21 protein-coding genes are annotated in these 21,548 nt (G+C 72.7%); 5 read left to right on the top strand and 16 right to left on the bottom strand.

All coding sequences use genetic code 11. The features are described from left to right. Positions 1-26: 26 nt before the first annotated feature. Both MUY14_RS03995 and MUY14_RS03990 read right to left on the bottom strand, forming a co-directional pair. On the bottom strand, positions 27-593 hold the full coding sequence (locus tag MUY14_RS03995) for a carboxymuconolactone decarboxylase family protein (protein WP_247020912.1): 567 nt from the start codon (positions 591-593) through the stop codon (positions 27-29). Positions 594-614: 21 nt separating this feature from the next. Further along, entirely contained in the window at positions 615-1,973 is a 1,359-nt protein-coding gene (locus MUY14_RS03990) for an MFS transporter (RefSeq protein ID WP_247020910.1), read from the bottom strand. Positions 1,974-1,997: 24 nt separating this feature from the next. Here MUY14_RS03990 and MUY14_RS03985 point away from each other — a divergent pair, with 24 nt between their 5' ends. Together MUY14_RS03985 and MUY14_RS03980 are read left to right on the top strand one after the other, a co-directional pair. Then, on the top strand, positions 1,998-2,447 hold the full coding sequence (locus MUY14_RS03985) for a MarR family winged helix-turn-helix transcriptional regulator (protein WP_247020908.1): 450 nt from the start codon (positions 1,998-2,000) through the stop codon (positions 2,445-2,447). Between the two features lie 204 nt (positions 2,448-2,651). After that, positions 2,652-4,067 (top strand): serine/threonine-protein kinase, encoded by a 1,416-nt coding sequence (locus MUY14_RS03980; protein ID WP_247020906.1) that lies wholly within the window; start codon positions 2,652-2,654, stop codon positions 4,065-4,067. Between the two features lies 1 nt (position 4,068). Here MUY14_RS03980 and MUY14_RS03975 read toward each other — a convergent pair whose 3' ends face one another. Beyond that, complete coding sequence (locus MUY14_RS03975; RefSeq protein WP_247020904.1) at positions 4,069-4,602, bottom strand: DinB family protein; 534 nt, start codon at positions 4,600-4,602, stop codon at positions 4,069-4,071. Positions 4,603-4,651: 49 nt separating this feature from the next. On the opposite strand from MUY14_RS03975, the gene MUY14_RS03970 reads away from it, so the two are divergent. Continuing rightward, positions 4,652-5,335 (top strand): alpha/beta fold hydrolase, encoded by a 684-nt coding sequence (locus MUY14_RS03970; RefSeq protein ID WP_247020902.1) that lies wholly within the window; start codon positions 4,652-4,654, stop codon positions 5,333-5,335. Between the two features lie 4 nt (positions 5,336-5,339). Here MUY14_RS03970 and MUY14_RS03965 read toward each other — a convergent pair whose 3' ends face one another. From MUY14_RS03965 to MUY14_RS03910, 12 genes are all read right to left on the bottom strand, one after another. Further along, positions 5,340-7,151 (bottom strand): glycosyl transferase, encoded by a 1,812-nt coding sequence (locus tag MUY14_RS03965; RefSeq protein ID WP_247020900.1) that lies wholly within the window; start codon positions 7,149-7,151, stop codon positions 5,340-5,342. Next, positions 7,148-8,236, bottom strand: a complete 1,089-nt coding sequence (locus MUY14_RS03960) for a serpin family protein (protein ID WP_247020898.1) — start codon at positions 8,234-8,236, stop codon at positions 7,148-7,150. Before MUY14_RS03960 ends, MUY14_RS03965 begins: the two co-directional genes overlap by 4 nt. A 954-nt stretch (positions 8,237-9,190) precedes the next feature. Beyond that, positions 9,191-10,465, bottom strand: a complete 1,275-nt coding sequence (locus MUY14_RS03955) for a deoxyguanosinetriphosphate triphosphohydrolase (protein WP_247020896.1) — start codon at positions 10,463-10,465, stop codon at positions 9,191-9,193. Positions 10,466-10,499: 34 nt separating this feature from the next. Next, on the bottom strand, positions 10,500-11,153 hold the full coding sequence (locus MUY14_RS03950) for a YdcF family protein (RefSeq protein WP_247020894.1): 654 nt from the start codon (positions 11,151-11,153) through the stop codon (positions 10,500-10,502). Between the two features lie 32 nt (positions 11,154-11,185). Then, on the bottom strand, positions 11,186-11,791 hold the full coding sequence (locus MUY14_RS03945) for a DNA-binding response regulator (protein ID WP_247020892.1): 606 nt from the start codon (positions 11,789-11,791) through the stop codon (positions 11,186-11,188). Then, positions 11,788-12,984 (bottom strand): sensor histidine kinase, encoded by a 1,197-nt coding sequence (locus MUY14_RS03940; protein ID WP_247020890.1) that lies wholly within the window; start codon positions 12,982-12,984, stop codon positions 11,788-11,790. The genes MUY14_RS03945 and MUY14_RS03940 overlap by 4 nt, the downstream gene beginning before the upstream one ends. A gap of 24 nt (positions 12,985-13,008) precedes the next feature. Further along, positions 13,009-13,749: an ABC transporter permease gene (locus MUY14_RS03935; protein WP_247020887.1), complete on the bottom strand. Its 741-nt coding sequence runs from the start codon at positions 13,747-13,749 to the stop codon at positions 13,009-13,011. Further along, positions 13,746-14,678: an ABC transporter ATP-binding protein gene (locus MUY14_RS03930; protein WP_247020885.1), complete on the bottom strand. Its 933-nt coding sequence runs from the start codon at positions 14,676-14,678 to the stop codon at positions 13,746-13,748. Before MUY14_RS03930 ends, MUY14_RS03935 begins: the two co-directional genes overlap by 4 nt. Positions 14,679-14,773: 95 nt before the next feature. Further along, positions 14,774-16,162 (bottom strand): glycine--tRNA ligase, encoded by a 1,389-nt coding sequence (locus tag MUY14_RS03925; RefSeq protein WP_247020883.1) that lies wholly within the window; start codon positions 16,160-16,162, stop codon positions 14,774-14,776. A gap of 83 nt (positions 16,163-16,245) precedes the next feature. After that, a complete protein-coding gene (locus MUY14_RS03920) occupies positions 16,246-16,887 on the bottom strand; it encodes a class F sortase (RefSeq protein WP_247020881.1) in 642 nt (213 codons plus the stop codon). A gap of 947 nt (positions 16,888-17,834) precedes the next feature. Further along, positions 17,835-18,473: a class F sortase gene (locus MUY14_RS03915; RefSeq protein ID WP_247020879.1), complete on the bottom strand. Its 639-nt coding sequence runs from the start codon at positions 18,471-18,473 to the stop codon at positions 17,835-17,837. Continuing rightward, positions 18,474-19,562, bottom strand: a complete 1,089-nt coding sequence (locus MUY14_RS03910) for a hypothetical protein (RefSeq protein ID WP_247020877.1) — start codon at positions 19,560-19,562, stop codon at positions 18,474-18,476. A gap of 267 nt (positions 19,563-19,829) precedes the next feature. Here MUY14_RS03910 and MUY14_RS03905 point away from each other — a divergent pair, with 267 nt between their 5' ends. Both MUY14_RS03905 and MUY14_RS03900 read left to right on the top strand, forming a co-directional pair. After that, a complete protein-coding gene (locus tag MUY14_RS03905) occupies positions 19,830-20,189 on the top strand; it encodes a helix-turn-helix transcriptional regulator (protein ID WP_247020875.1) in 360 nt (119 codons plus the stop codon). Next, a complete protein-coding gene (locus tag MUY14_RS03900) occupies positions 20,189-20,602 on the top strand; it encodes a Fur family transcriptional regulator (RefSeq protein WP_086858947.1) in 414 nt (137 codons plus the stop codon). The genes MUY14_RS03905 and MUY14_RS03900 overlap by 1 nt, the downstream gene beginning before the upstream one ends. 108 nt (positions 20,603-20,710) lie before the next feature. On the opposite strand, the gene MUY14_RS03895 is transcribed toward MUY14_RS03900, so the two are convergent. Next, positions 20,711-21,544, bottom strand: coding sequence for an AraC family transcriptional regulator (locus MUY14_RS03895; protein ID WP_247020874.1), 834 nt, complete (start codon positions 21,542-21,544; stop codon positions 20,711-20,713). Between the last annotated feature and the right edge of the window lie 4 nt (positions 21,545-21,548).

Raw genomic sequence — 21,548 nt, 5'->3', positions numbered from 1 at the left:
CCGACCGGGGTCCGATTCCCGGTGTCCTACGGGAGCGGGATGCGGCAGGCGGCACCCGAGGTGAAACCCTGGTCGACGATGCCGAGCGCGCTGTTCATCCGGGCGCGGGAGTTCTCCAGCGCGATCTGGTAGGTCAGTTCGACGACGCCTTCGCGGCCGAATTCGCGCTCGAGCTCGGCGACCTGCTCGTCGGTCACCGTCACCTGCGCCGCGGACATCGCGTCGGCGTAGGCGATCGCGAGCCGCTCCTGGCGGCTGAACGCGGGCGACGTCGCGTAGTCGTCGATCTGCTTGAGCCGTTCGATGTCCAGGCCGTCGTGCTTCTGCAGCATCGTGCCGAAGTCGACGCACCACGAGCAGCCGATGCGGGTCGCGACCCGGTAGACGGCGAGTTCCCGGACGTTCACCGGCAGCTTCTTGGACGCGCGCTCCACCAGCAGTTCGTGTGCCATGTTCGCGCGCAGCAGGCCGGGGTGGTGCGCGACGACGGCCATCGGCTCGGGCACGGCCCCGTAGCGGCGGCCGGCGATCCGGTAGAACAGCTTGAGGACCGGCCCGGCTTCGGTGGTCTTTTTCGCGGTGATGCGCGGCATGTCCGTTCTCCTTCGTCTCGGTCACGAGGGGGACGAGACGGCTTCGGAAGACGTGACACCGGGCGAGGTGAGCCAGGCCACGGCCATGACCGCGGCGGCGCCGGCGAACACCGCGGTCAGGCCCGGCGCGGCCAGCCCGCCGGTCGTGGCCAGCGCCAGCCAGCCGAACACCGCGGCGCCGGCCAGGCCGCCGGCCTGCCGCGCGAAGGTCAGCGAGCCCAGTGTGACGCCCAGCAGTGCGCGGTCCGCCCGCGTCTGGCCCAGCACCGTGTAAGCGGACGTGCAGACGGCGAACGCGGCGCCGGTCGCGAACAGCCCAGGGACCAGCAGCCACGGTGCACCATCCAACGCGGCCGCGACGGCGATCGCGGCGAGGCCCAGCACGCCGAGCAGGCAGCCGAAGCGGCCCCACGCCGTCATTTCCGGGTGCCGCCGCGCCAGTGCGGCGAAGGACGCGGAGAGCGTGAGCTGCCCGGCGGTCATCGCGACGAGCAGCAGCCCGGTACCGGCCGCCCCGGCCCCGAGCGAGGCGACCAGCGCTACGTAGGTGAAGGTGCCGTAGAGCGCGGCGCCCGCCAGGCCGTTGACCACCACCGCGCGCTTGAGGACGGCGTCCGCGAAGACCTTCGGTGAGATCAACGGGCTGGCCGCGCGACGCTGCCTGCGGACGAACGAGTAACCGGCTCCGACGGCGGCCACGACCAGCAGCGGTGTCCACAGTGGACTCCGAGCGAGCCCTTCGAACGTGCCGAGCGCGACCACCGCGGAGCCCGCGACGGCCAGCAGCACACTGCCCGGTACGTCGAACTTCTCCCTGGTGCCAGGGGGTTTCGCGGGCAGCCCACGCCACCCGAGCAGGAGGGTGGGCACGCACAGCGGCAGGTTGACCAGGAAGATCCACCGCCAGCCGGGACCGGCCGCGAGCAGCCCGCCCAGCGGCGGCCCGCCCAGGGTCGCGGCCGCGAAGACAGCGGTCTGCCGGCCCTGGCGGCGCAGCAGCTCGTCGCGTTCGAACAGCTCGCCGAGCGCGCTCATCGCCGTGACGATCAGGCCGCTCCCGCCCAGCCCCTGCAGCGCGCGGGCGGCGATCAGCGACCCGACGTCGGGGGCGGCGGCGCACCACGCGGACGCGGCGGCGAACACGAGGACCGACACGGCGAAGGACGTCCGGCGGCCGTGGAGGTCGCCGAGCCTGCCGTGCAGCGGCGTCGCGACGGTGACCGTCAGCAGGCCGGCGGCGGTCACCGCGACGAGGCCGGTGCGCGCGTGCAGGTCGGCGCCGATCGAAGGCAGGGCCGCGGTGACGATCAGGCCGTCGAGCTGGGCCATGGCCATGCCGAGCAAGAGGCCGGCGAACGCGAGGTTCCGAGATGCGTGCATAAAGCACACGTTATAACGTGCCTTGTGCACACATCAAGCGACGGCGGCCCCGCCCTCTTCCGCCTGGTCCGCCACTGGGCCCGTCAGTGGGCGCCGGACGTCGTCGAGCGCTTCGCCGCCGACGCGCCACCGACGTGGACGGTGCCGAACCTCTTCGTCATCCAAGCGGTCGACGGCGCGGCGGCCGACGAGGTCACCGTCGCGGACGTGGCCCGCCAGCTGGGCATCGACCGCTCGGTGGCCAGCCGGATGACGACCGAAGCGGCCCGCGACGGCTTCGTGACGCGCTCGACGTCGACCCGCGACGCGCGCCGGGCGGTGCTGACGCTGACCGACGAAGCCAGGGCGTTCCTCGCGGCGTCTCAGGCCCACCAGCGCCAGGCGTTCGAGGCGCTGGTGGGGCACTGGCCGGCCGAGGACCGCGACCGGTTCGCGGGCTACCTGAGCCGCCTCGCGGGCGAGGTCCTCGGCTGAGACCGGCCACCGGCTCGTGATCACGGCGCGAAGCGGCTTCGGTGGGCGGGTATGGACCCGGCTCACCCGACAGTGCTCCCGCGGATGGTGGTCCGCGACCCCTTCGGCAACGTCTTCCAGATCGCCCAGCGCCGCAGCTGACCTTGTAACGCGGCGCCGGTCGCGCGGCGACTCCGTGGCGTAGTCCGCCTGCGAAGGAGCCCCGTGAACCCGGAATTCGGGCCGTACCTCATCGAACGGCCGATCGCGCGCGGCGGCATGGGCGAGGTCCTGCGCGCCCGCGACACCCGGCTGGACCGGGTCGTGGCGCTGAAGGTGCTGCCGCCCCACCTCGCCGCCGACGAGGAGTACCGCGAACGCTTCCGCCGCGAAGCGCACGCCGCGGCGCGGCTGCGCGAGCCGCACATCGTGCCGATTCACTCGTTCGGGGAAATCGACGGCCGCCTCTACCTGGACATGCAGCTCGTCGAAGGCGAAGACCTGGCGGCGCGGCTGAGCACGCGCGGGCCGATGGACCCGGCCGAGGCCGTCGACGTCGTCGGCCAGATCGCCCAGGCCCTCACTGCCGCGCACGCCGAAGGCCTGGTCCACCGGGACGTCAAGCCGTCGAACATCCTCCTGACCAGCACCGGCTTCGCCTACCTGGTGGACTTCGGGATCGCGCGGTCGCAGGAGTCGGCGACCGGGCTGACCGGCGCGGGCGCGGCGATCGGCACGCTCGACTACATGGCGCCCGAGCGGTTCACCGGCGCCCGGCCCGACCAGCGCGTCGACGTCTACGCGCTGGCGTGCGTGCTCCACCAGTGCCTGACCGCCACCAAGCCGTTCGCCGCGACGACGGCCGCGTCCCTGCTCCACGCCCACCTGAACCAGGCGCCGCCGCGCCCGAGCCTGCTGCGCGCGGGCATCCCCGCGGCGCTGGACGGCGTCGTGGCCCGGGGCATGGCGAAGAGCGTGGACGACCGGTACCCGACCACCGCGGCGCTCGCGGCGGGTGCACGCGCCGCCCTCGGCCCGCCGCGCGAATCCGCTCCCCCGCCCGCGGTGACCCGGGCCTTCACGAGGGTCGGACCGGAGGTCGCGCCGCGGAGCCGGACCGGGCTGCTGGTCGCGCTCACGATCGTCACGGTCCTGCTGCTCGGCGGGGCCGGCGCGGTGATCGCGCTGCCCGCCCTGCTCGCACGGACCCCGGCCGGGACCCCGACGTCGGCGCCGCTCGCCGCACCGGTTCCGGTGCCGGTCCGCACGACCACGCCGGCCGCGGAGACGACCGTGCCGGTCGCGGTGACCACGGCCGGTCCGAGCCGGCCCGCACCGGGCGATCTCGCCGGGTTCGTCGTCCACTACTACGGACTGCTGCCGGACACCGACGCCGGCTGGGCGCTGATCGGGCCGAACCTGCGGCTGCGGACGCGCGACAGCTACGACAAGTTCTGGAGCAGGTTCAGCGGCGCCGAAGTCGTCGGGACGCCCGCGGTCGAGGGCAGCACGGTGACCGCGCGGATCCGGCTGCACTACCGCGACGGCCGCCCGGCCACCACCGAAACGCACGTCCTCGGGCTCGCGATGCGCGACGGCGAGCTGTGCGTCGACTCCGACACCCCCGCCAAGAGCCGGTGAGCTACTCGCCTGTGCTGCCGTCGACCGACTCGCGGATGAGGTCGGCGTGGCCGTTGTGGCGGCTGTACTCCTCGATCATGTGCACGAGGATCCAGCGCAGGGTCGGGGTGCCGCCGTCCCGCAGCGAGCGCCGGGCCCGCCGCGTCAGGTCGCCGTTCGCCGCCCGCACCGCCGTCCACGACCGCTCGACCGCTTCCTCCCACAGCAGGCGAAGCTGCTCCGGGGTGTCGTCCGCGGCGGAATCCCAGTCCCAGTCCGGGGTCGCCGCCCAGTCGACCGCGTCGAACGGCGGCATCCGGTCGTGGTCGGACCACACGAACGAGAACCAGTTGTCCTCCACGTAGGCGAGGTGCTTGAGCAGTCCGCCGAGGGTCATCGTGGACGGCGGCACCGTGGCGCGCAGACCGGCCGCGTCCAGGCCGGCGCACTTCCAGGCCAGCGTCGCGCGGTGGAAGTCGAGGAAACCGAGGAGGGTCGCGGCTTCGTCGCCGTCGTAGGGCGGTTCGGGCCGGCCCTGGTCGTCCACAGAGGTCACGGACGCCGACTCTACCGAAATTGTCGGACCCCTCCGCTAGGTTCCGGTCATGGCTCAATTCGTACTGGTTCCGGGCGCCTGGCTCGGTTCGTGGGCGTGGGACGAGGTGGTCCCGCGCCTGCGCGAGGCCGGCCACGGCGCCCACGCGGTGACCCTGTCCGGCCTGGCCGAGCGGCGTGACGCGCCGGTCGGCGGGCAAACGCACGTCCAGGACATCGTCGATGTCGTCTCGCGCAACGACTTGCGGGAGGTCGTCGTGGTGGGGCACAGCTATTCGGGGATCCCGGCCGGCCAAGCGGCCGAACGGATCGGCGACCGGCTGAAACGGGTGGTGTTCGTGGACTCGAACGTGCCCGCCGACGGCGAGTCCTTCACTTCCCACTGGTCCGCCGAGCGCGTCGCCGAACTCACCGCGCGGGGGTTCTGGCCGGCCTTGACGGCGGAAGACTATGCGGAGCAAGGGCTTTCCGGCGAGGCGATCGCCCGGATCGTCGGCGGCTCGACCCCGCACCCGGCGGCGTCGCTGACCGATCCGGCCGTGCTTTCCCGTCCGCTCGGCGAACTCCCGGCGACGTACCTCAAGTGCCTCCTCGACGGGGACACGCCGAGCCCGGACGTCGTCTCACTGCTGGAGAGCGACCTGTGGGAGCTCGTGGAGCTCGACACCGGTCACTGGCCGATGTTCTCGCAACCCGAAGAGCTGGCCCGGATCCTGCTGGCGGCGGCTTCGTGAGGAGTCACGGCGTCAGCGGGCGCACGTCCCAGACCCACACGCCGCCGACGAACTCGGCGGGCTTGCGCAGCAGCAGTTCCACTGTGGACTTGAGGGCTTCCTGGTTCTGCCGCGGGCCGACCACGAGCACGTCGGCCTTCCAGTAGCGCAGGTCGTCAAGGGCCTGGGTGCGGTCCGCTTCGGTGACGTTCGCGGCCTGGCCGGTGCGCTCGACCTCCGCGAACAGGTCCGACGTCGGCCGCGGGACGGCGCCGTACCGGCCGCGGCGGTCGTCCGCCGACGTCGGGCCGACGAAGTAGCCCTCCGGCATCGGGTACCCGAGGCCGGCGTCGACCTGCCAGTGCAGCGGTTCGGCCTCGCCGGTGCTCGGCAGCGGCACGGGCACCAGCGAGCCGCCGGGGGCGATGTACTGGCGCCAGATGCCGTCGGCGAAGAAGGGCGGCGAAAGCGGGCGCTGGTGCGTCACCAGTTCCGTCGGCGCGATCGGGAGGAGCACGGCGATGACGGCGCCGACCCAGAGCATCTTCAACGGGAAGCGAGGTTTGTCTTCGAGCGGGTCCGGCAGCTCGGCCGCCGCCGTCCAGACGCGGTGCGTCGCGATCGCGAGGAGCCCGCCGACCAGGGGGATGCAGCCCATCGCGAGCCGGGACTCGATCAGCGAGTCCAGCAGCGGCAGCTGACCCAGCCACTTCCACAGCCCCGGGACGCCGGTGTCCTGGTGCGCCACCGTGATCTCGACACCGAGGGAAAGGAAGGCCATCACGTACATCGAGATCGCGAGCGCTCGCGAAACGACGTCGCGCCAGAGCCAGATCGTGAGCACGACCATGAGCACGACCAGCGGCCAGCCGAAGAACGCGTTCTCCTCGGTGCGGTTCATCGACACGTCCGCGGCGGCCTCCGGCGTGCCGGCGATCGACTGCGTCGCGAAGCGCGTGAGCGCCGCGGTGTCGTTGCCCGCCGCACCGTGCAGCAGCGAATGGAAGCTGTACGGGCCGAAGAACTGCCAGTACAGCGGAAATCCGGCGATGAGCAGCGCGACCACGGCACCGATGCCGACACCCTTGCCCAGCGGCGCCAGCATGCCGCGGATTTCCGCGCGGCGCGGGATGAGGTAGCAGATCGCGAAGACGACGAAGGTGAGCGCGAAGATCGCCAGCGGCTCCTCGCCCAGCAGGATCTGCCACGCGACGAGGACGCCGAGCACGATGCCGTTGCGCACCGGGCGTTCGCCGTGCGCGATCTGGATGGTCTTGAGCGCGATGAACGGCATCACGAACAGCACGACGAAGTTCGGGTGAGCGTTGCCGTGCGAGATCATCGGCGGGGCGAAGCCGCAGAAGGCACCGCCGATCGCGGCCGCCGTCCGGTTCGGCACCAGGTGACGCGAAAACACCCAGTACCAGCCGAACGCGGTGCCGGCGAGGCCCGCAGTCAGCACGATGGCCCAGGTGAGCGTCGCGCCGAAGGTCAGCGTGATGGGCGCGAGCGGGATGTTCAGGCCGAACATCGCCGCGTTGGCGGCCATGTTCACGCCGAGCGGGTAGTTCTGCAGGTCGGTGGTGAACGGGTTCTGGAAGTGCAGCACGGACTTAGCGACGACCGTGGAGTACCACTCCCACTGGCTCTGGTCGGACGCGCCGTTCCAGAGGTAGCCGCGGTCGAGGTCGAACCACAGCCCGTTGTAGAGGAGGATCGTGAAGAGCAGGAAGCCGGCGCCGATCGCGGTGTCCTGCCACGCCCAGCGTTTCGGGCCGGTGGGTGCTTCGGGGGCGGGCGGGATGAGCTCGGGGACGGCTTCGGACTTCAAGCTCACGGTTCGACCACCCTGGCGAAGAAGTAGAGGGCACCCGTGGCGGCGTGCCGGACCAGCAGCAGGAACGGCCGGTCCACCGCAACGGCGACCGGTTCGTCGATGATCATCGAGGTGAGCCGCATCGTCAGCGCGGTCGCCGCGGCCCCCTCGAAGCCTTGTTCGTCGACGCGCAGCACGGCCTGGTGCAGCACCTCGGAGACGGTGAGCCGCGGGTCCGGCGAAAGCCCGGAAAGATCGGCTTCGTCGCTGAACATGGTGTGCACGCCGAGCCCGCGCAGCACACCGGTCAGCGAGCTGGGCACGTCGAGCGAAACTTTCGGGAGCGCGAGCTCCACCGGCTTGAAGCGGATCTCGCCGAGCAGGCTCGCGAGCTTCGCTTGGTCGAGCGCGGCTTCGGCGTCGGCGAGGTCGCCGTCGGGCAGCAGCACGACGGCCTGCAGCCCACCGCCGGCGACCAGCTGCACGGCTTGCCAGCCGTCCGCGTGCGCGTAGCCGAGGCTCTCGCCGAGCCACATGGTCGGCACGTCGCGGGTGCCGGAGGGCGCGTGGAAGGGCGCGTCGGCGGTGTTGGCCTCACGGAACGGCAGCCGCCAGGCGGCCTTCAGGTACAGCGCGTTGACCAGCACGGCGGCGACGTCCCGATCGATCGACCCGGGCGGCAGCAGCTGCGGGATCAGCCCCCGCGTGGTCCGCCCGACATCGTCGTTGATGAGCGCCCGCGCGGCTTCGGGTTCTTTCTCGAAGGGCGCACTGGCCACAGCGGCCCCGGGCCACCCGGCAAGCTCGGCCTTGAAGGAGTCCTCGAGCGGCAGCCGGTCATCGGCCCACAGCGTGTTGGCGACGGCCAGTTCGGGCTGCTCACCACGCTCTTCCCCGAGCTGAGCGGCCTCCCGCAGCAACCCGGCCTGCGCCCCGACGTCCCCGAGCAAGCCGACAAGCTCGTCCCGGGTCCGCCCCCGCGCGGCGATCGCGGCGAGGGTGAGCGCACTGGCCACCGAATAAGGCGAGAAACAGCTGTTCCCGCCCTCGGCACCGAGGGCCCGGTGAACGGCGAGGGCGAACCGGAGGTGGCTGTCCGTGGCCATGCGGGCGAGACTACCGGACCGGGTAACCCCACCGGGCCCCCACGCAGAACTCCGCCCACCGGTGACAAATCCCCCACGGGCCGACGCAGAGCCGGGTGCTAGTGCCGCTCCCCCGAATGCCGGGCCGGGGTAACCGCCGGTGAGCGGAAGACCGGCACACGCTCGGGACCCGCGCAGGTGATCCCGGCGCAGACAGGTAGGCCGACCGGCCCGCGCGTGACCCCGGCGCCGAGCCCGCCCACCGCCGCGTACGTGATCTCGGGCGCCGACCCGCCGGGCCTGACCGGCGACCACCGCCCGCCCACCCGCCCGCCGGAGCTCAACTCAAGCTGCCAGGGCAGGCGGCCCACCCGGGCCACGCCGCCCGCCTCGGCGGCCGGCCAAGCGCAGGGCTCGCGAGAGTGGTCCTCGCCGCGAGTGGCGGACTCGCGACGACAAGACCGGCATGAGCGCGAGCCGGCTCGCGCTCAAGTAGGCAGCGCCCGCCGGAGAAGGCGGCTCCCACCCAGGAAGCGGCTCGCGTTGCAGATAACCCACGCCTAGGGAGGCAGGTCACGCCAGAAGGCAGCCCGCATCCGGGGAGGCAACTTCAGCGCGGGGAGACCGCTGGTGCATAGGGAGGCAACACGCACCCAGGCGAGCGGCTCGAGCCAGAAGACAGCCCGCACCCAGAGGGGTCACTTCAACGCGGGGAAGCCGCTGGCGCCTGGGGAGGCAACTCGCACCCGCACCCAGGGGTGCGGCCCGCGCGCCGGCACCTCGCCGAAAGCGACCACTGCAGCATCCGGCCGGCAAGCGCGCCCAAGAGCCCGTCCGCAACGGCCGCCCCCAGCCCACCGCACCATCCGGCACGGCCCGCGCGCCCAGGAACTCGCCCGAAGCGACCGCACCCCGGTCCGCCGCAGCATCCGGCTCGGCCGGATGAGCCGCGAACCGCCCCAGCGCTCACTCCACTCAGCGGTGCAAGCGGGTCACGTGCCACGAGTACCACACGTGGGCCTGCGCGTCCGTCAGCGAAGCGACCTGGTCGATCACCACCCTCAGCAACCCCGCATCGTCCTTCGCCGCGTTCCAGGCCGGTACGAACAACGGGTCCAAAGACTCCGGCGCCCGCCGAGCCAGCGCATGCACCAACTCAGCCAGCAACTCACGCTGGCCCTCCTGCATCGCCAGCCTCCGGCGGTCGCTCATCACGTACCGCAGCGCCAGCGCCTTCAGCAGCGCCACCTCGGCCGCCACCTGCTCCGGGACCGCCAGGCGGGCGTCATAACCGGTCAGCGGGCTCGTGCCGAACGCCGCTCGGGTGCCCGTGACCGCCGCCGTCGTGAAGCGGCCCACCAGTTCGCTCGTCAGTCTCTTCAGCGCCACCTGGGCGCCCGGCGATCCGTCCGGCTCCGCTTCGGCCAGGGCCGCCACCGCCGGAAGCGCGAGCAACTCCGTCGCCGCGTTCTCCAATGTGGACACCGACTGGGCCGAGAAGTGCTTGGCCGCCGCCTCCGCCACCGCCGCTCGCTCGTCCGGGTGGGCCAGTACGCGCAGTTTTATGCGCCCGGCCAGGACGCCGTCCTCGACGTCGTGGACCGAGTACGCCACGTCGTCCGCCCAGTCCATGATCTGGGCCTCCAGGCACGTGCGCTCCTCCGGCGCGCCCTCGCGGAACCACGCGAACACCGCCGCGTCGTCCGGGTACACGCCGTACTTCGCCTTGCCCGGCTTCCGCGGCCACGGGTACTTCGTCGTCGCGTCCAGGCACGCGCGGGTCAGGTTGAGGCCCCCCGGGCCGCCGTCCGGACCGAGGAGCTTGGGCTCCAGGCGGGTCAGGATGCGGATCGTCTGCGCGTTGCCCTCGAAGCCGCCGCACGCCGCCGCGACCTGGTCGAGTGCGCGCTCGCCGTTGTGGCCGAACGGCGGGTGGCCGATGTCGTGCGCCAGGCCCGCCGTGTCCACCAGGTCCGGATCCGCGCCCAGCTCCTCGGCGATGCCGCGGCCGATCTGCGCGACCTCCAGTGAATGCGTCAGCCGGGTGCGCGGGACGCCGGTGACCTCGGCGCCCTCCCCCGGCCCGACCACCTGGGTCTTGCCGGCGAGCCGCCGCAACGCGGCCGAGTGCAGCACCCGGGCCCGGTCGCGGGAAAACGCGCTGCGTCCGTCCGCCCGGGCGCCGGGCAGCACCGCGCCCTTCGCCGGCTCCGGCAGCAGGCGGGCGGTGTCGTGTTCGGTGTAACCCACCCGGCCAGCTTAAGCGGGCGCACCGACAAAAAGCTCACCCCAGGAACGTGGCGAACAGGTCGTCGGCCGGCGTCTTCGTCAGCCGGTAGTAGAGCAGCGCGCCGGTCTCCCGGACGATGTACCGCACCTGGGTGACGCGCTCCTGCACGATCGGCCCGCTGTGCGTCGGCGCCGTCCACGCGTCCAGGCCCAGGTCGCCGGCCATCGTCCGGGCCCGGAACGAGTGCCACGGGTCGCTGACGAGCACCGCCGTGTGCCAGTCGCGGGCCTCGACCTGCTGGGCGACCGCGCGCAGGCTCCGCAGCGTGTCGCTCCCCTCGCCGACGGCCAGCGTCGCCGACGACGGCACGCCGTGGCGGGTCAGCCAGAGCTGGCCGGCCCGCGCCTCGGTGAAGTTGTCCTCGGCCTTCTTGCCGCCCGCGGTGACGATCGTCTTCGCGACGCCCGCGTCGTAGAGCTGCTTGGCCTTGACCAGCCGGGCCGCGTAGATGTCCGACGGCCGGCCGTTGTACTGGGCCGCACCGAGCACCACGATGACGTCGGCGGGCGTCCGGTCGTTTTCGCGGGCGACCTGCCACACCCGGAACGCCGTACCGCCGACGAGCGCGACCACCACGAGCACGACGCCGAAGGCGATCCGGCGCGCCCAGTTCGCGAGCGACGGTTTGGTGCGTTCAGCGGTACCCACCCGCCCCATCTTGTCAGAACGCCGCCGCCCGCTCAGAGCCAGCCGCGCTCCTCGGCGACGCGGACGGCCTCGGCCCGGGTCCGCGCGCCCGTCTTGCCGATCGCGGCGGACAAGTGGTTGCGCACGGTGCCCTCCGACAGGTGCAGGGCGCGCGCCACGTCGGCCACCGTGCTGCCGTCCTTGGCCTCCCGCAGCACGTCCAGCTCGCGTCCGGTGAGCGGGCTCGCCCCGGTGGCGAGGGATTCCGCGGCCAGCGCCGGGTCCACCACCCGCAGTCCACTGTGGACTCGCCGGACGGCTTCGACGAGCTGCTCGGGCGGGGCGTCCTTGACGACGAACCCGGCCGCGCCCGCCGCCATCGCGCGGGCCAGGTAGCCGGGCCTGCCGAACGTCGTGCAGATGATCACCCGGCACGACGGGAGCGCGGCCCGCAGGTCGGCCGCGGCTTCGAGGCCGTCCTTGCCCGGCATCTGCACGTCCAGCAGGGCGACGTCGGGTTTCGCCTCGCGGGCGGCGGCGGCGACCTCGTCGCCCGAGCCGACCTGCCCGACCACCTCGATGTCGCTTTCGAGCCCGAGCACGGTGGCCAGCGCCCCGCGCACCATGGCCTGGTCGTCGGCCAGCAGCACCCGGATCAAGCGAATCCTCCCGCGGGTTCGGCGCGCACGGCCGGGGCGGCCGCGTGCGGTTCGGGGCGCGGGATCTCCGCCCGCACCAGCAATCCTCCCCCGGGCCGGACGGACGTCCGCAACGCGCCCCCCACCGCGGCGAGCCGCTCCGAAAGCCCGCGCAGGCCGTTGCCCGCGACGACCTCGGTGGCCCGGCCGTCGTCCTCGATCTCCAGCCAGGTGTCGCCCAGCTGGACCGTCACCTGCTTCGCCCCGGAATGCCGCAGCACATTCGTGACGGCTTCACGCAGCACGTACCCGAAGGTGTTCTGCAGCTCCGGCCGCACGTTGTCGACGGCGTGCGGCAGGTCGGCGTCGATCTCCGCGGCCCGCAGCGCCGCCCGCGCGCCGACGAGCTCCGCCGACAGAGACACTTCGCGGTATTCCGAAACGGTCGCGCGGACGTCGGAGAGCGCGCTGCGCGTGAGGCTCTCGATCTCGCGGATCTCCTCGACCGTGCGCGGGATGTCGCCGGAGCTCTCCAGCACCCGCCGGGCCAGCCCCGCCTTGACGGTGATCGTGGTGAGGCTGTGCCCGAGCAGGTCGTGCAGGTCGCGCGCGACGCGCTGGCGCTCGTTCGCCACCGCCAGGGTGGCGATCTCCTCGTTGGCCCGCTCCAGCCGCCGGACCGCGCGGACGAGGTTGGCCATGAAGAACATCGCCAGCGTCACCGAACCGACCGTGATGAGGTCGCCGTAGTCGGCCAGGAACCGGCCCTCGACCAGCAGCACGAGGGCGCCGCCGGCCAGCGCGCCGACGTCCAGGAGCACCGACCAGGCGGCCGGGAGCAGGAACACCAGCACCGCCGTGCCGTAGAGCAGGACGAACGCGCTCGCGCTGGTCGTCGCCAGCGTCGCGACCCCCAGCACGTTCATCGTGATCCCGAAGGCCAGCTTCACCCGGCGCTCCCGCTGGAAGAAGAACGGGAAGATCGCGTAGCACAACGCGTACGTGTAGATCAGCACGCCGGTGAGCACGGCCTCGGCCGAAACGCCGGGCTCGGCCAGCAGACCCCGCGTGACCGGGAGGAGGAACGGCAGCAGGAACACCACCGACATGACCGACCACCGCAGGCCCTTCGGACCGCCGCGGCGCCCGGCGTCGGGCAGCGGGTCCTCCCACCACGATTCCTTGTTGTCCAGCCCGAACTTGCGCTTCGCCATCGCCGTTCCTCGTTCTTCCGGCCCTCAGACGCGGGCGCTGTCCTTACGGTAACGCCTGATCACGAGCGCTCCGAGCACGACCGCCCACGCCCCGAGCACGCCGGCCGCGGTCGGCAGGGACACCACCATGTCGGTGGTCACCGCGGGTCGCGCCACCTGCAGCACCCAGTACGTCGGCATGATCTGGGCGACGTCGTGCATCCAGCCCGGCATCGACTCGATCGGGATCCACAGGCCGCCGAGGAAACCCATGCCGAGGGTGACGATCATGTTGACCGGCTGCATCGAATCGGGCGTGCCGAACTGGCCGAGCAGCAGCCCGAGCAGCACCAGCGGGATCGTGCCGAGCCAGACGCCGGCGAAGATCCGGACCCAGCCCGCGGCGTCGAGGTGCACGCCCTCGACCGTCACGGCCAGCAGCGGCACCAGGACCAGCGCGGGCAGCCCCACGAGCATCCCGGAGATGCCCTTGCCAGCCAGGTAACCGGTGCCGGTCAGCGGCGTCAGGCGCAACTGGCGCTGCCAGCCGGCGGCGCGTTCGAGCGCGAGCCGGGCGCCGCTGTTCGTGGCCGCGGCGAACGTCCCGAACGTCATCATGTTGATCATGATCACGGCGGCGATCGCGACGTGGTCCGGCGCGTCCGCCTTCGTGAAGACGTTGGCCTGCAACAGGAACATCAGCACCGGGAAGGCGACGACGAAGATCAGGAACCGCGGCGCCCGGAAGTTGCGGCGGATCTCGGTGACCAGGTAGGTGGCGTTCATCGGACGGGCTCCGCGGTCTCGTCGGCGGTCAGGGAAAGGAAGGCGCCTTCGAGGCCGACGGCCCCGATCTCGACGTCGTGCACGGCCGGGACGGCGGCCTTGAGCGCCCAGAGCGTCTCGTCGGAGTCGGCGCTGGAGATGGCGACGCGGTCGCCGCGCAGCTCGAACTCCTTGACGCCGGGCAGCGCGGCGATCAGCGCCTCGGTGGCGCCCGGGACGGCGGCGCGCAGGGTGCGGCCGCCGGCGAGCGCGCGGACCTCGGCGACGCTGCCGTCGGCGACGATCCGGCCGCGGCGCATCAGCACCACCCGGTCGGCGAACTCTTCGGCTTCTTCGAGGTAGTGCGTCGCGAACACGACCGTGCGGCCGGACTCGGTGAACGCGTACATCGACTGCCAGAACTCGCGCCGCGTCCCGACGTCCATCGCGGCCGTCGGCTCGTCGAGGATCAGCAGATCGGGGTTGCTGACCAGGGCGACGGCGAAGCGCACACGCTGCTTCTGCCCGCCGGACAGCTTGTTCGCGCGGCGGCCGGCCAGCTCTTCGACGCCGGCGGCGCGCAGAGCTTCGGCCACCGGCAGCGGGCGGCGGTGCAGGGCCGCGACCATGCCGACGGTCTCGGCGACGGTCAGGTCGTCCATCAGGGCGCCGCCCTGCAGCATCGCGCCGATCAGCCCGGCGCGGACGGCGTCGATCGGCTTGCGCCCGAACACGCGCACTTCGCCGGCGCCGGGGCTGGTCAGGCCGAGGACCATGTCGACGGTGGTGGACTTGCCGGCGCCGTTCGGGCCGAGCAGGGCGACCACTTCGCCCGGGGCGATCGTCAGGTCGAGGCCGTCGACCGCGTGGACGTCGCCGTAGTGCTTCCGCAGGCCGGTGAGGTGGACCGCGGCCCCCGCCGCCACCGCCTGGATGTCTGTTTCTCGCATGCCCCCAGGCTGCCGCCCGGCGGGCCCGGGATCCCAGACCGTGCGTCACGACCTCGCCGTGACAGGTGTCAGGGGTGCCCGGGCCCGGGCACGGTTCAGCAGCCGATGAGGCGGGCCGCCAGGTAGGACTCGAGCTTGTCGATCGCGACGCGCTCCTGCGACATCGAGTCGCGCTCGCGCACGGTCACGGCCTGGTCCTCGAGCGAGTCGAAGTCGACCGTGACGCAGTACGGCGTGCCGATCTCGTCCTGGCGGCGGTAGCGGCGGCCGATCGCCTGCGCGTCGTCGAAGTCGACGTTCCAGTGCTTGCGCAGGGCCGCGGCGACCTCCTTCGCCTTCGGCGTCAGGTCGGCGTTGCGCGACAGCGGGAGCACCGCGACCTTGAACGGCGAAAGCCGCGGGTCGAGCTTGAGCACCACACGGGTGTCGGTGCCGCCCTTGGCGTTCGGCACCTGCTCCTCGTGGTAGGCGTCGACCATGAAGGCCATCATCGACCGGCCGACACCGGCCGCCGGCTCGATCACGAACGGCCGGTAGCGCTGCCCCGACGCCTGGTCGAAGAACGACAGGTCCTGACCCGAGTGGTTCGAGTGCGTGGTCAGGTCGAAGTCGGTGCGGTTGGCGATGCCCTCGAGCTCGCCCCACTCCTGACCCGCGTTGAACGCGAAGCGGTACTCGATGTCGACGGTCCGCTTCGCGTAGTGCGAGAGCTTTTCCTTCGGGTGCTCGAAGTGGCGCAGGTTCTCGGCCTTGATGCCGAGGTCGGTGTACCACTTCGTGCGCTCGTCGATCCAGTACTGGTGCCAGCGCTCGTCCTCGCCCGGCTCGACGAAGAACTCCATCTCCATCTGCTCGAACTCGCGCGTGCGGAAGATGAAGTTGCCCGGCGTGATCTCGTTGCGGAAGGACTTGCCGATCTGGCCGATGCCGAACGGCGGCTTCTTCCGCGACGTCGTCTGGACGTTGGAGAAGTTCACGAAGATGCCCTGCGCGGTCTCCGGGCGGAGGTAGTGCAGGCCCTCCTCCGACTCCACCGGGCCGAGGTAGGTCTTCAGCATCATGTTGAAGTCCCGCGGCTCGGTGTACTTGCCGCGGGTGCCGCAGTTGGGGCAGGGCACGTCGGACAGGTCGTCCTCGGTGGTCTCCTTGCCGCTGCGCGCGGTGTACTCCTCGGCGAGCTGGTCGGCGCGGAACCGCTTGTGGCAGGACAGGCACTCGATCAGCGGGTCGGTGAAGACGTTGACGTGCCCCGAAGCCACCCACACCTGGCGCGGCAGGATCACCGAGGAGTCGAGGCCGACCACGTCTTCACGGCCCTGGACGACGGTCTTCCACCACTGGCGCTTGATGTTGTCCTTCAGCTCGACCCCGAGCGGGCCGTAGTCCCACGCCGAGCGGGTACCGCCGTAGATGTCCCCGCTGGGGAAGACGAAACCACGGTTCTTGCACAGGCGGACTACGGTCTCAATGGTGTTCGTGGGCACTCCACGCTCCGGAAGCATGCGGGGACGGTTATCGGACTAGAACGTCCAGGGTATCCGCCGGGGCCCAGCGGTTATCGCGCAGGCTACGGCCGCGACACCAGCGACGCCGTCACGACGCGGTTGTCCTCGTAGCCCTCGGTCCCGCCGACGTATTCGCCACCGCAGGTGACCAGCAGCAGCTTGTGCGGGCCATCGGGGTCGAAGAGCTGCTCGGAGCGCCCGGCGAGGTCGGTCTTGTGGACGGTCTCGACGGCGTCGACCCGATAGACCCAGGCGCCGCCCGCGGTGTCCGTGAGCTTGACCTCCTGGCCCTGCTCGACCTGCCAGAGTTCCATGAACGGGCCTTTCTTGCCCTTCCAGTTCACGTGCCCGGAGAGCAGGGCGACGCCGTGGTCGGCGCCCAGTTCGGCGCCCCACCAGGCAGCTTCGTCGAGGCCCTCGGGGATCTTGAGCGCGCCGTTCGCGTCGAGGTCCTCCTGGACGAGCTTCGCGGTGCCGCCGCCGGGCAGGCTCAGGTGCACCGGGGCGCGGCCGGGGTCCTTTTGTTCGGCGGGCTGGTTCGTTGTGGCGGGCGTCCCGGTGCCGTTCGCAACCGCGGGTTCATCCTTTCCGGTGAAGATGAGCAGGGTGGCGACCAGCGCGGCGACGACGAAAGCGCCGGCGACGCCGACGATCCACCAGCGGCCGGAGCCCTTCTTCCGCTCCGCCGGGTTCTGCTCCTGCATGGGGTCTGGCTCCTTCGCTCGGGTGACTCGGCGAAGGAACACATGCAGTGGCGGGTGCGGGAGGTTGCACCGGGATCGCGGCTCGACACGGTTCGGGCCGGCCTGGGCTCGGCTTGGCTCGACTCGGGCTCGGCCCGACTTGGCCCGGCCCGGCTTGGCCCGGCCCGGCTTGGCCCGGCCCGGCTTGGCCCGGCCCGGCCCGGCCCGGCCCGGCTTGGCTTGGCCCGGCCGGCTCGACCCGGCCCGGCCTGGCCCGGGCTTGGCTCGGCTCGGCTTCGCGGAGCGGGCTCGGCATGGCCCCGGCTCGGCTCGGCTCGACCCGGCTCGACTCGGGCTCGGCCCGGCTCGGCTTCGCGGAGCGGGCTCGGCATGGCCCCGGCTTGGCCCGGCCCGGCTCGACTCGGGCTCGGCCCGGCTCGGCTTCGCGGAGCGGGCTCGGCATGGCCCCGGCTTGGCCCGGCCCGGCTCGACCCGGCTCGACTCGGGCTCGGCCCGGCTCGGCTTCGCGGAGCGGGCTCGGCATGGCCCCGGCTTGGCCCGGCCCGGCTCGACCCGGCTCGACTCGGCTCGACTCGGGCTCGGCCCGGCTCGGCTTCGCGGAGCGGGCTCGGCATGGCCCCGGCTTGGCCCGGCCCGGCTTGGCCCGGCTCGACTGGGCACGGCTCGACTGGGCCCGGCTCGACTGGGCCCGGCTCGCCTTCGCGGAGCGGGCTCGTCATGGCACAACACGGCGTGGCTTGGGCGCGGCCGGGACCCGGGCGCGGGTCCGACGGGGGCCACCGACGGGCGGGGTCCACCGGCGGGCGGGCCGGCGGCCGCGAGCAGGACTGCGTGCGCCACCGCCACCGCCACCGCCACCCCGGCCCGGCCCGGCCCGGCCCACCCGTAGGACTCGGGCGGGCCCGGGCAGGCCGCGGGCGGGATGCGGTGAGCGACCCGGCTCGGGGTCAGCCGGGCGGGCGGGTCACCAGGTTCGCCGTGACCAGGCGGTTCTCGTCGTAGCCCTCGGTGCCGCCTACGTAGTCGCCGCCGCAGGTGACCAGGACCAGGCGGTGGGGGCCGCTCTGGTTGAACCAGCTCTGGGCCTGCTGCGGGAGCGCTTCCTTCGCAAGCGTCACCACCTGGTCGACGCGGTAGACCCAGCGGCCGCCGCGGGCGTCGACGATGCTGACCTCGTCGCCGGCGCGGGTGCGCCACAGCTCGTCGAACGGGCCGCGCTGCCCCTCCCAGTTGACGTGGCCCGACAGCAGCGCCGTGCCGCGGTCCGCGCCCAGCTTCGCGCCCCACCAGGCCGCGTCCCCGAGGCCGCGGGGAATCGGCAGCACGCCCGTGTCGGTCAGTTCCGTGCGGACCAGCCGCGCGGTCGCGCCGTCGGGGAGCCGGACCGTGCCCGGGCGCTGCTGGGCCGCCGATTCGCTGTCCGCGGGCAGCACCGCCGGGGCCGCGTTCTCCCCCGGCAGCGAGCCGGGCGGCGGGGCCGCCAGCGGGGCTGCCGTCGGCGGCAGCCAGGTCAGCAGGACGATCCCGGCCGCGAAAGCGGCCACGGCCAGCGCGGCCGCGACGGCGGCCAGCGCGGTGCGGAGCACCTAGTCCGTCCCGGTTTTGCGCCGCCGCCCGAGCAGCAGCGCGACCGCCGCGAAGAACACGCCGCCGAAGAGCAGGCCGATGCCGAGCGGGACGCGGGAGCCGTCGCCGTCGGTCGCGGGGGCCGCCGCGCCGAGGTAGCCGGCCGGGACCTGCGTCGGGACCGCCGCCTGCGACGCGCTCGTGCCGCCCGCCTGGTTGCCCGCCTTCGCGACGAACCCCTTGGGGACCGAGCAGCTGACGCCGCCGAGCACGATGTTCGTCACGACGTCCTGCACCGCGGCGCCCTGCGCGTCCTTGACGTGGGTGGTGATCTCGACGCGCCAGCCGGCGACGGCGGTGAAGTCGCCACCCCGCCAGCCGTCCTGCCGGATCAGCTGGTCGAACGCGCCGACGCGGGTCAGCTTGAGGTCGGAGACCGTCGTGGCCCTGTCCGCGTTCGCGATGTCGCCGGGCGGCCCGAGCCGCAGGTTGGCCAGCTGGAGGCCGGCGTTGCCGCCGGGCACCGGGACGATGCCGAGCGACCCGTCGGCCTGGCGCACCCACAGCCGTGCGACGGACGTGGTGGCGGTGAGCTTGGCGGGGCCGGTGCAGTCCACGGCCGACTTCGCGCCTTCGAGCACGAGCACGGTGTTGTCGGCCGCCTTCGCCGCGCCCTGCCAGACGTCGCGCAGCGCGTAGTTCGTCTCCGCGACGGCCGTGGGCACGGTGGTGGCCTGCAGCGCGGCGACGACGTTGTGGTCGCGGCTCGCGACACCCGGCGGGTACGGGTTCTGTGACGCGCTGTAGCGGCCCAGGTCGATCTGGTAGTGCCCACCGAAGGTCGCGCGCTCGCCGTCGTCCTTCGGGACGGTGACGCGGTCCGTGCCGAGCTTCGACTGACCGGGCAGCAACGGCGAGCGCTGCGTCTCCGTGATGAGGGCGCCGCCGCGCTGACCTTCCCCGCCGATCCGGACCGACGCGATGTTCGCGAACGAGACCGGCCCGGACTTCTCGTCGACAGCCTGCGTCTGAGCCCCGGCCAAACCCACTCCGACCAGCGGGAACACGACAGCCGTCAGCGCTGCTGCCTTGGTTGCGAAACGGGTCATGTCTCCCCACTGGTGTGCTTGGGCGCGGCGCCGGCTGTGCGAGAAGCGGCAAAACGCTCCGCGACAACCTTGCACCGTCGGCCACTACATGCGAAGCCGAAGAGCCAATATCCCACGAACTCACCCGAACGGGGTAATACGACCAGCCGTACTTCGCAGCTCGGCGCCGGGGCGGGGCTCCCGTCCGGGGGAACACTAGGATGGGCGGCGCCGTTATCGGCAATGACTACGGAATTCATGGTCCGGACGGGCAGGGTGGAGGCGGGCATGGCGACGGTGACCGGGAGTGGCGCCCAGCCGGGCCTCGCGGACTGCGCACCGGCGGCCGAGCCGGTCCACCCGGCGCCATCGGTGCTGACGGACGCGGGCGACCTGCTGCGCGCGCTGGCCGCGCCGGTGCGGATCGCGATCGTCCTGCAGCTGCGGGCCGCCGACCGGTGCGTGCACGAGCTGGTGGACGCCCTCGACGTCGCCCAGCCGCTGATCAGCCAGCACCTGCGGGTGCTGAAGACGGCCGGGGTGGTGCAGGGCGAACGCCGCGGCCGCGAGGTGGTCTACCGGCTCGCCGACGACCACCTGGCGCACATCGTGGTCGACGCCGTGGCCCACGTGCAGGAAGGAAAGTGATGAACCCCGCCGCGCCGCGCAGCCAAGCCCCGGTGCCCGGCCGCCGATCGACCCGGCAGCGAGCCGCGGTGGTCGAGCTGCTGAGCACCGTCGACGACTTTCGCTCCGCCCAGGAACTGCATGACGAGCTGCGCAAACGCGGCGACGGCATCGGCCTGACGACGGTGTACCGCACCCTGCAGTCGCTGTCGGAGGCCGGCGAGATCGACGTGCTGCGCACCGACTCCGGCGAAGCGATCTACCGCCGCTGCTCGGCGCACCACCACCATCACCTGGTGTGCCGCCTGTGCGGCCGGACGGTGGAGGTCGAGGGCCCGGCGGTCGAGCGCTGGGCGGAGAAGATCGCGGCGGAGCACGGGTTTTCGGAGATCTCGCACACGGTGGAGATCACCGGCACCTGCGCGGAGCACTAGCCCGGTCACGGGTCGCCCGGGCGCGGACCCGCACGACGCGATGGGCCGCCGCCGGTGCACTGGCGGTGGCACGTTCGCCGGGCGGCCGGGTCGCGTTGCGAGGCCGCGTCACGCTCGTGGGGCGGTCGGCCAAGCTACGTCGTCGATGGCCAGCCAGGGAGCCGCGGCCAGCTCGGTCGGGGTCAGTCCTGCGATCGCCCTCGCTTCGCGGTGCAGGTGGGATTGGTCGGCGTAACCACTTCGCGCGGCGACCGTCGCCGCGGTGTGGCCGGTGGCCAGGAGGTGGGCCGCGTGGTCGAAGCGCACCAGCTGGGCCGCTCTCTTCGGCGTGAGTCCCAGCTGGGATCCGAAACGGGACCACAGGCGCTTGCGGCTCCAGCCGAGCTCTTCGGCCAGGCCGTCGACCCTGATGCGCCCCCGGGCGGCGAGGGTCCGGCGCCAAGCCTGGACCACCTCCGGCTCGACGCGAGGGCGGGTCGCCAGCCGTCGGGCGAGGACGTCCGACGCGACGGCGAAGCGTTCGTCCCAGGACGGAGCGGCGCGCAGCCTCTCCTCGACTCGCTCGGCGTCGCGTCCCCAGACCTCCTCGAGGGTGGCCACGGCGCCCGTCAGCTCCGCCGAGACGCCGAGCAGCGCGGACGCGATCACCGGGGACAGCCGGATCTGGAGGCAAGTGCCCTCCTGGCCGCCGGTTCGGATGGCGCCCGGGAGGAGACCGGCGACGAAGCTGCCGCGCCGGCGTGTGCCGCCGGCTTCGCGGACGATCCCGCCCGTTTCGCTCAGGTCGAGGAACAGCGTGACGGACGGGTGCGCGACCATCGCGATCCCGACGTCCGCGCGGATCCGCTGGCGGAATCCCGCCATCACGACGCCCGGCAGCCGCGTGGCCGGGCGCGGGACGGCGACCTCCACGTCCGCCCACTTCCAGCCGGTCGGCAGCACGTAC

Origin of the sequence: Amycolatopsis sp. FBCC-B4732 (assembly GCF_023008405.1) — a bacterium.
GTDB classification, from domain to species: Bacteria; Actinomycetota; Actinomycetes; order Mycobacteriales; family Pseudonocardiaceae; genus Amycolatopsis; species Amycolatopsis pretoriensis_A.
This window is presented reverse-complemented; position numbering and strand designations above follow the sequence as displayed.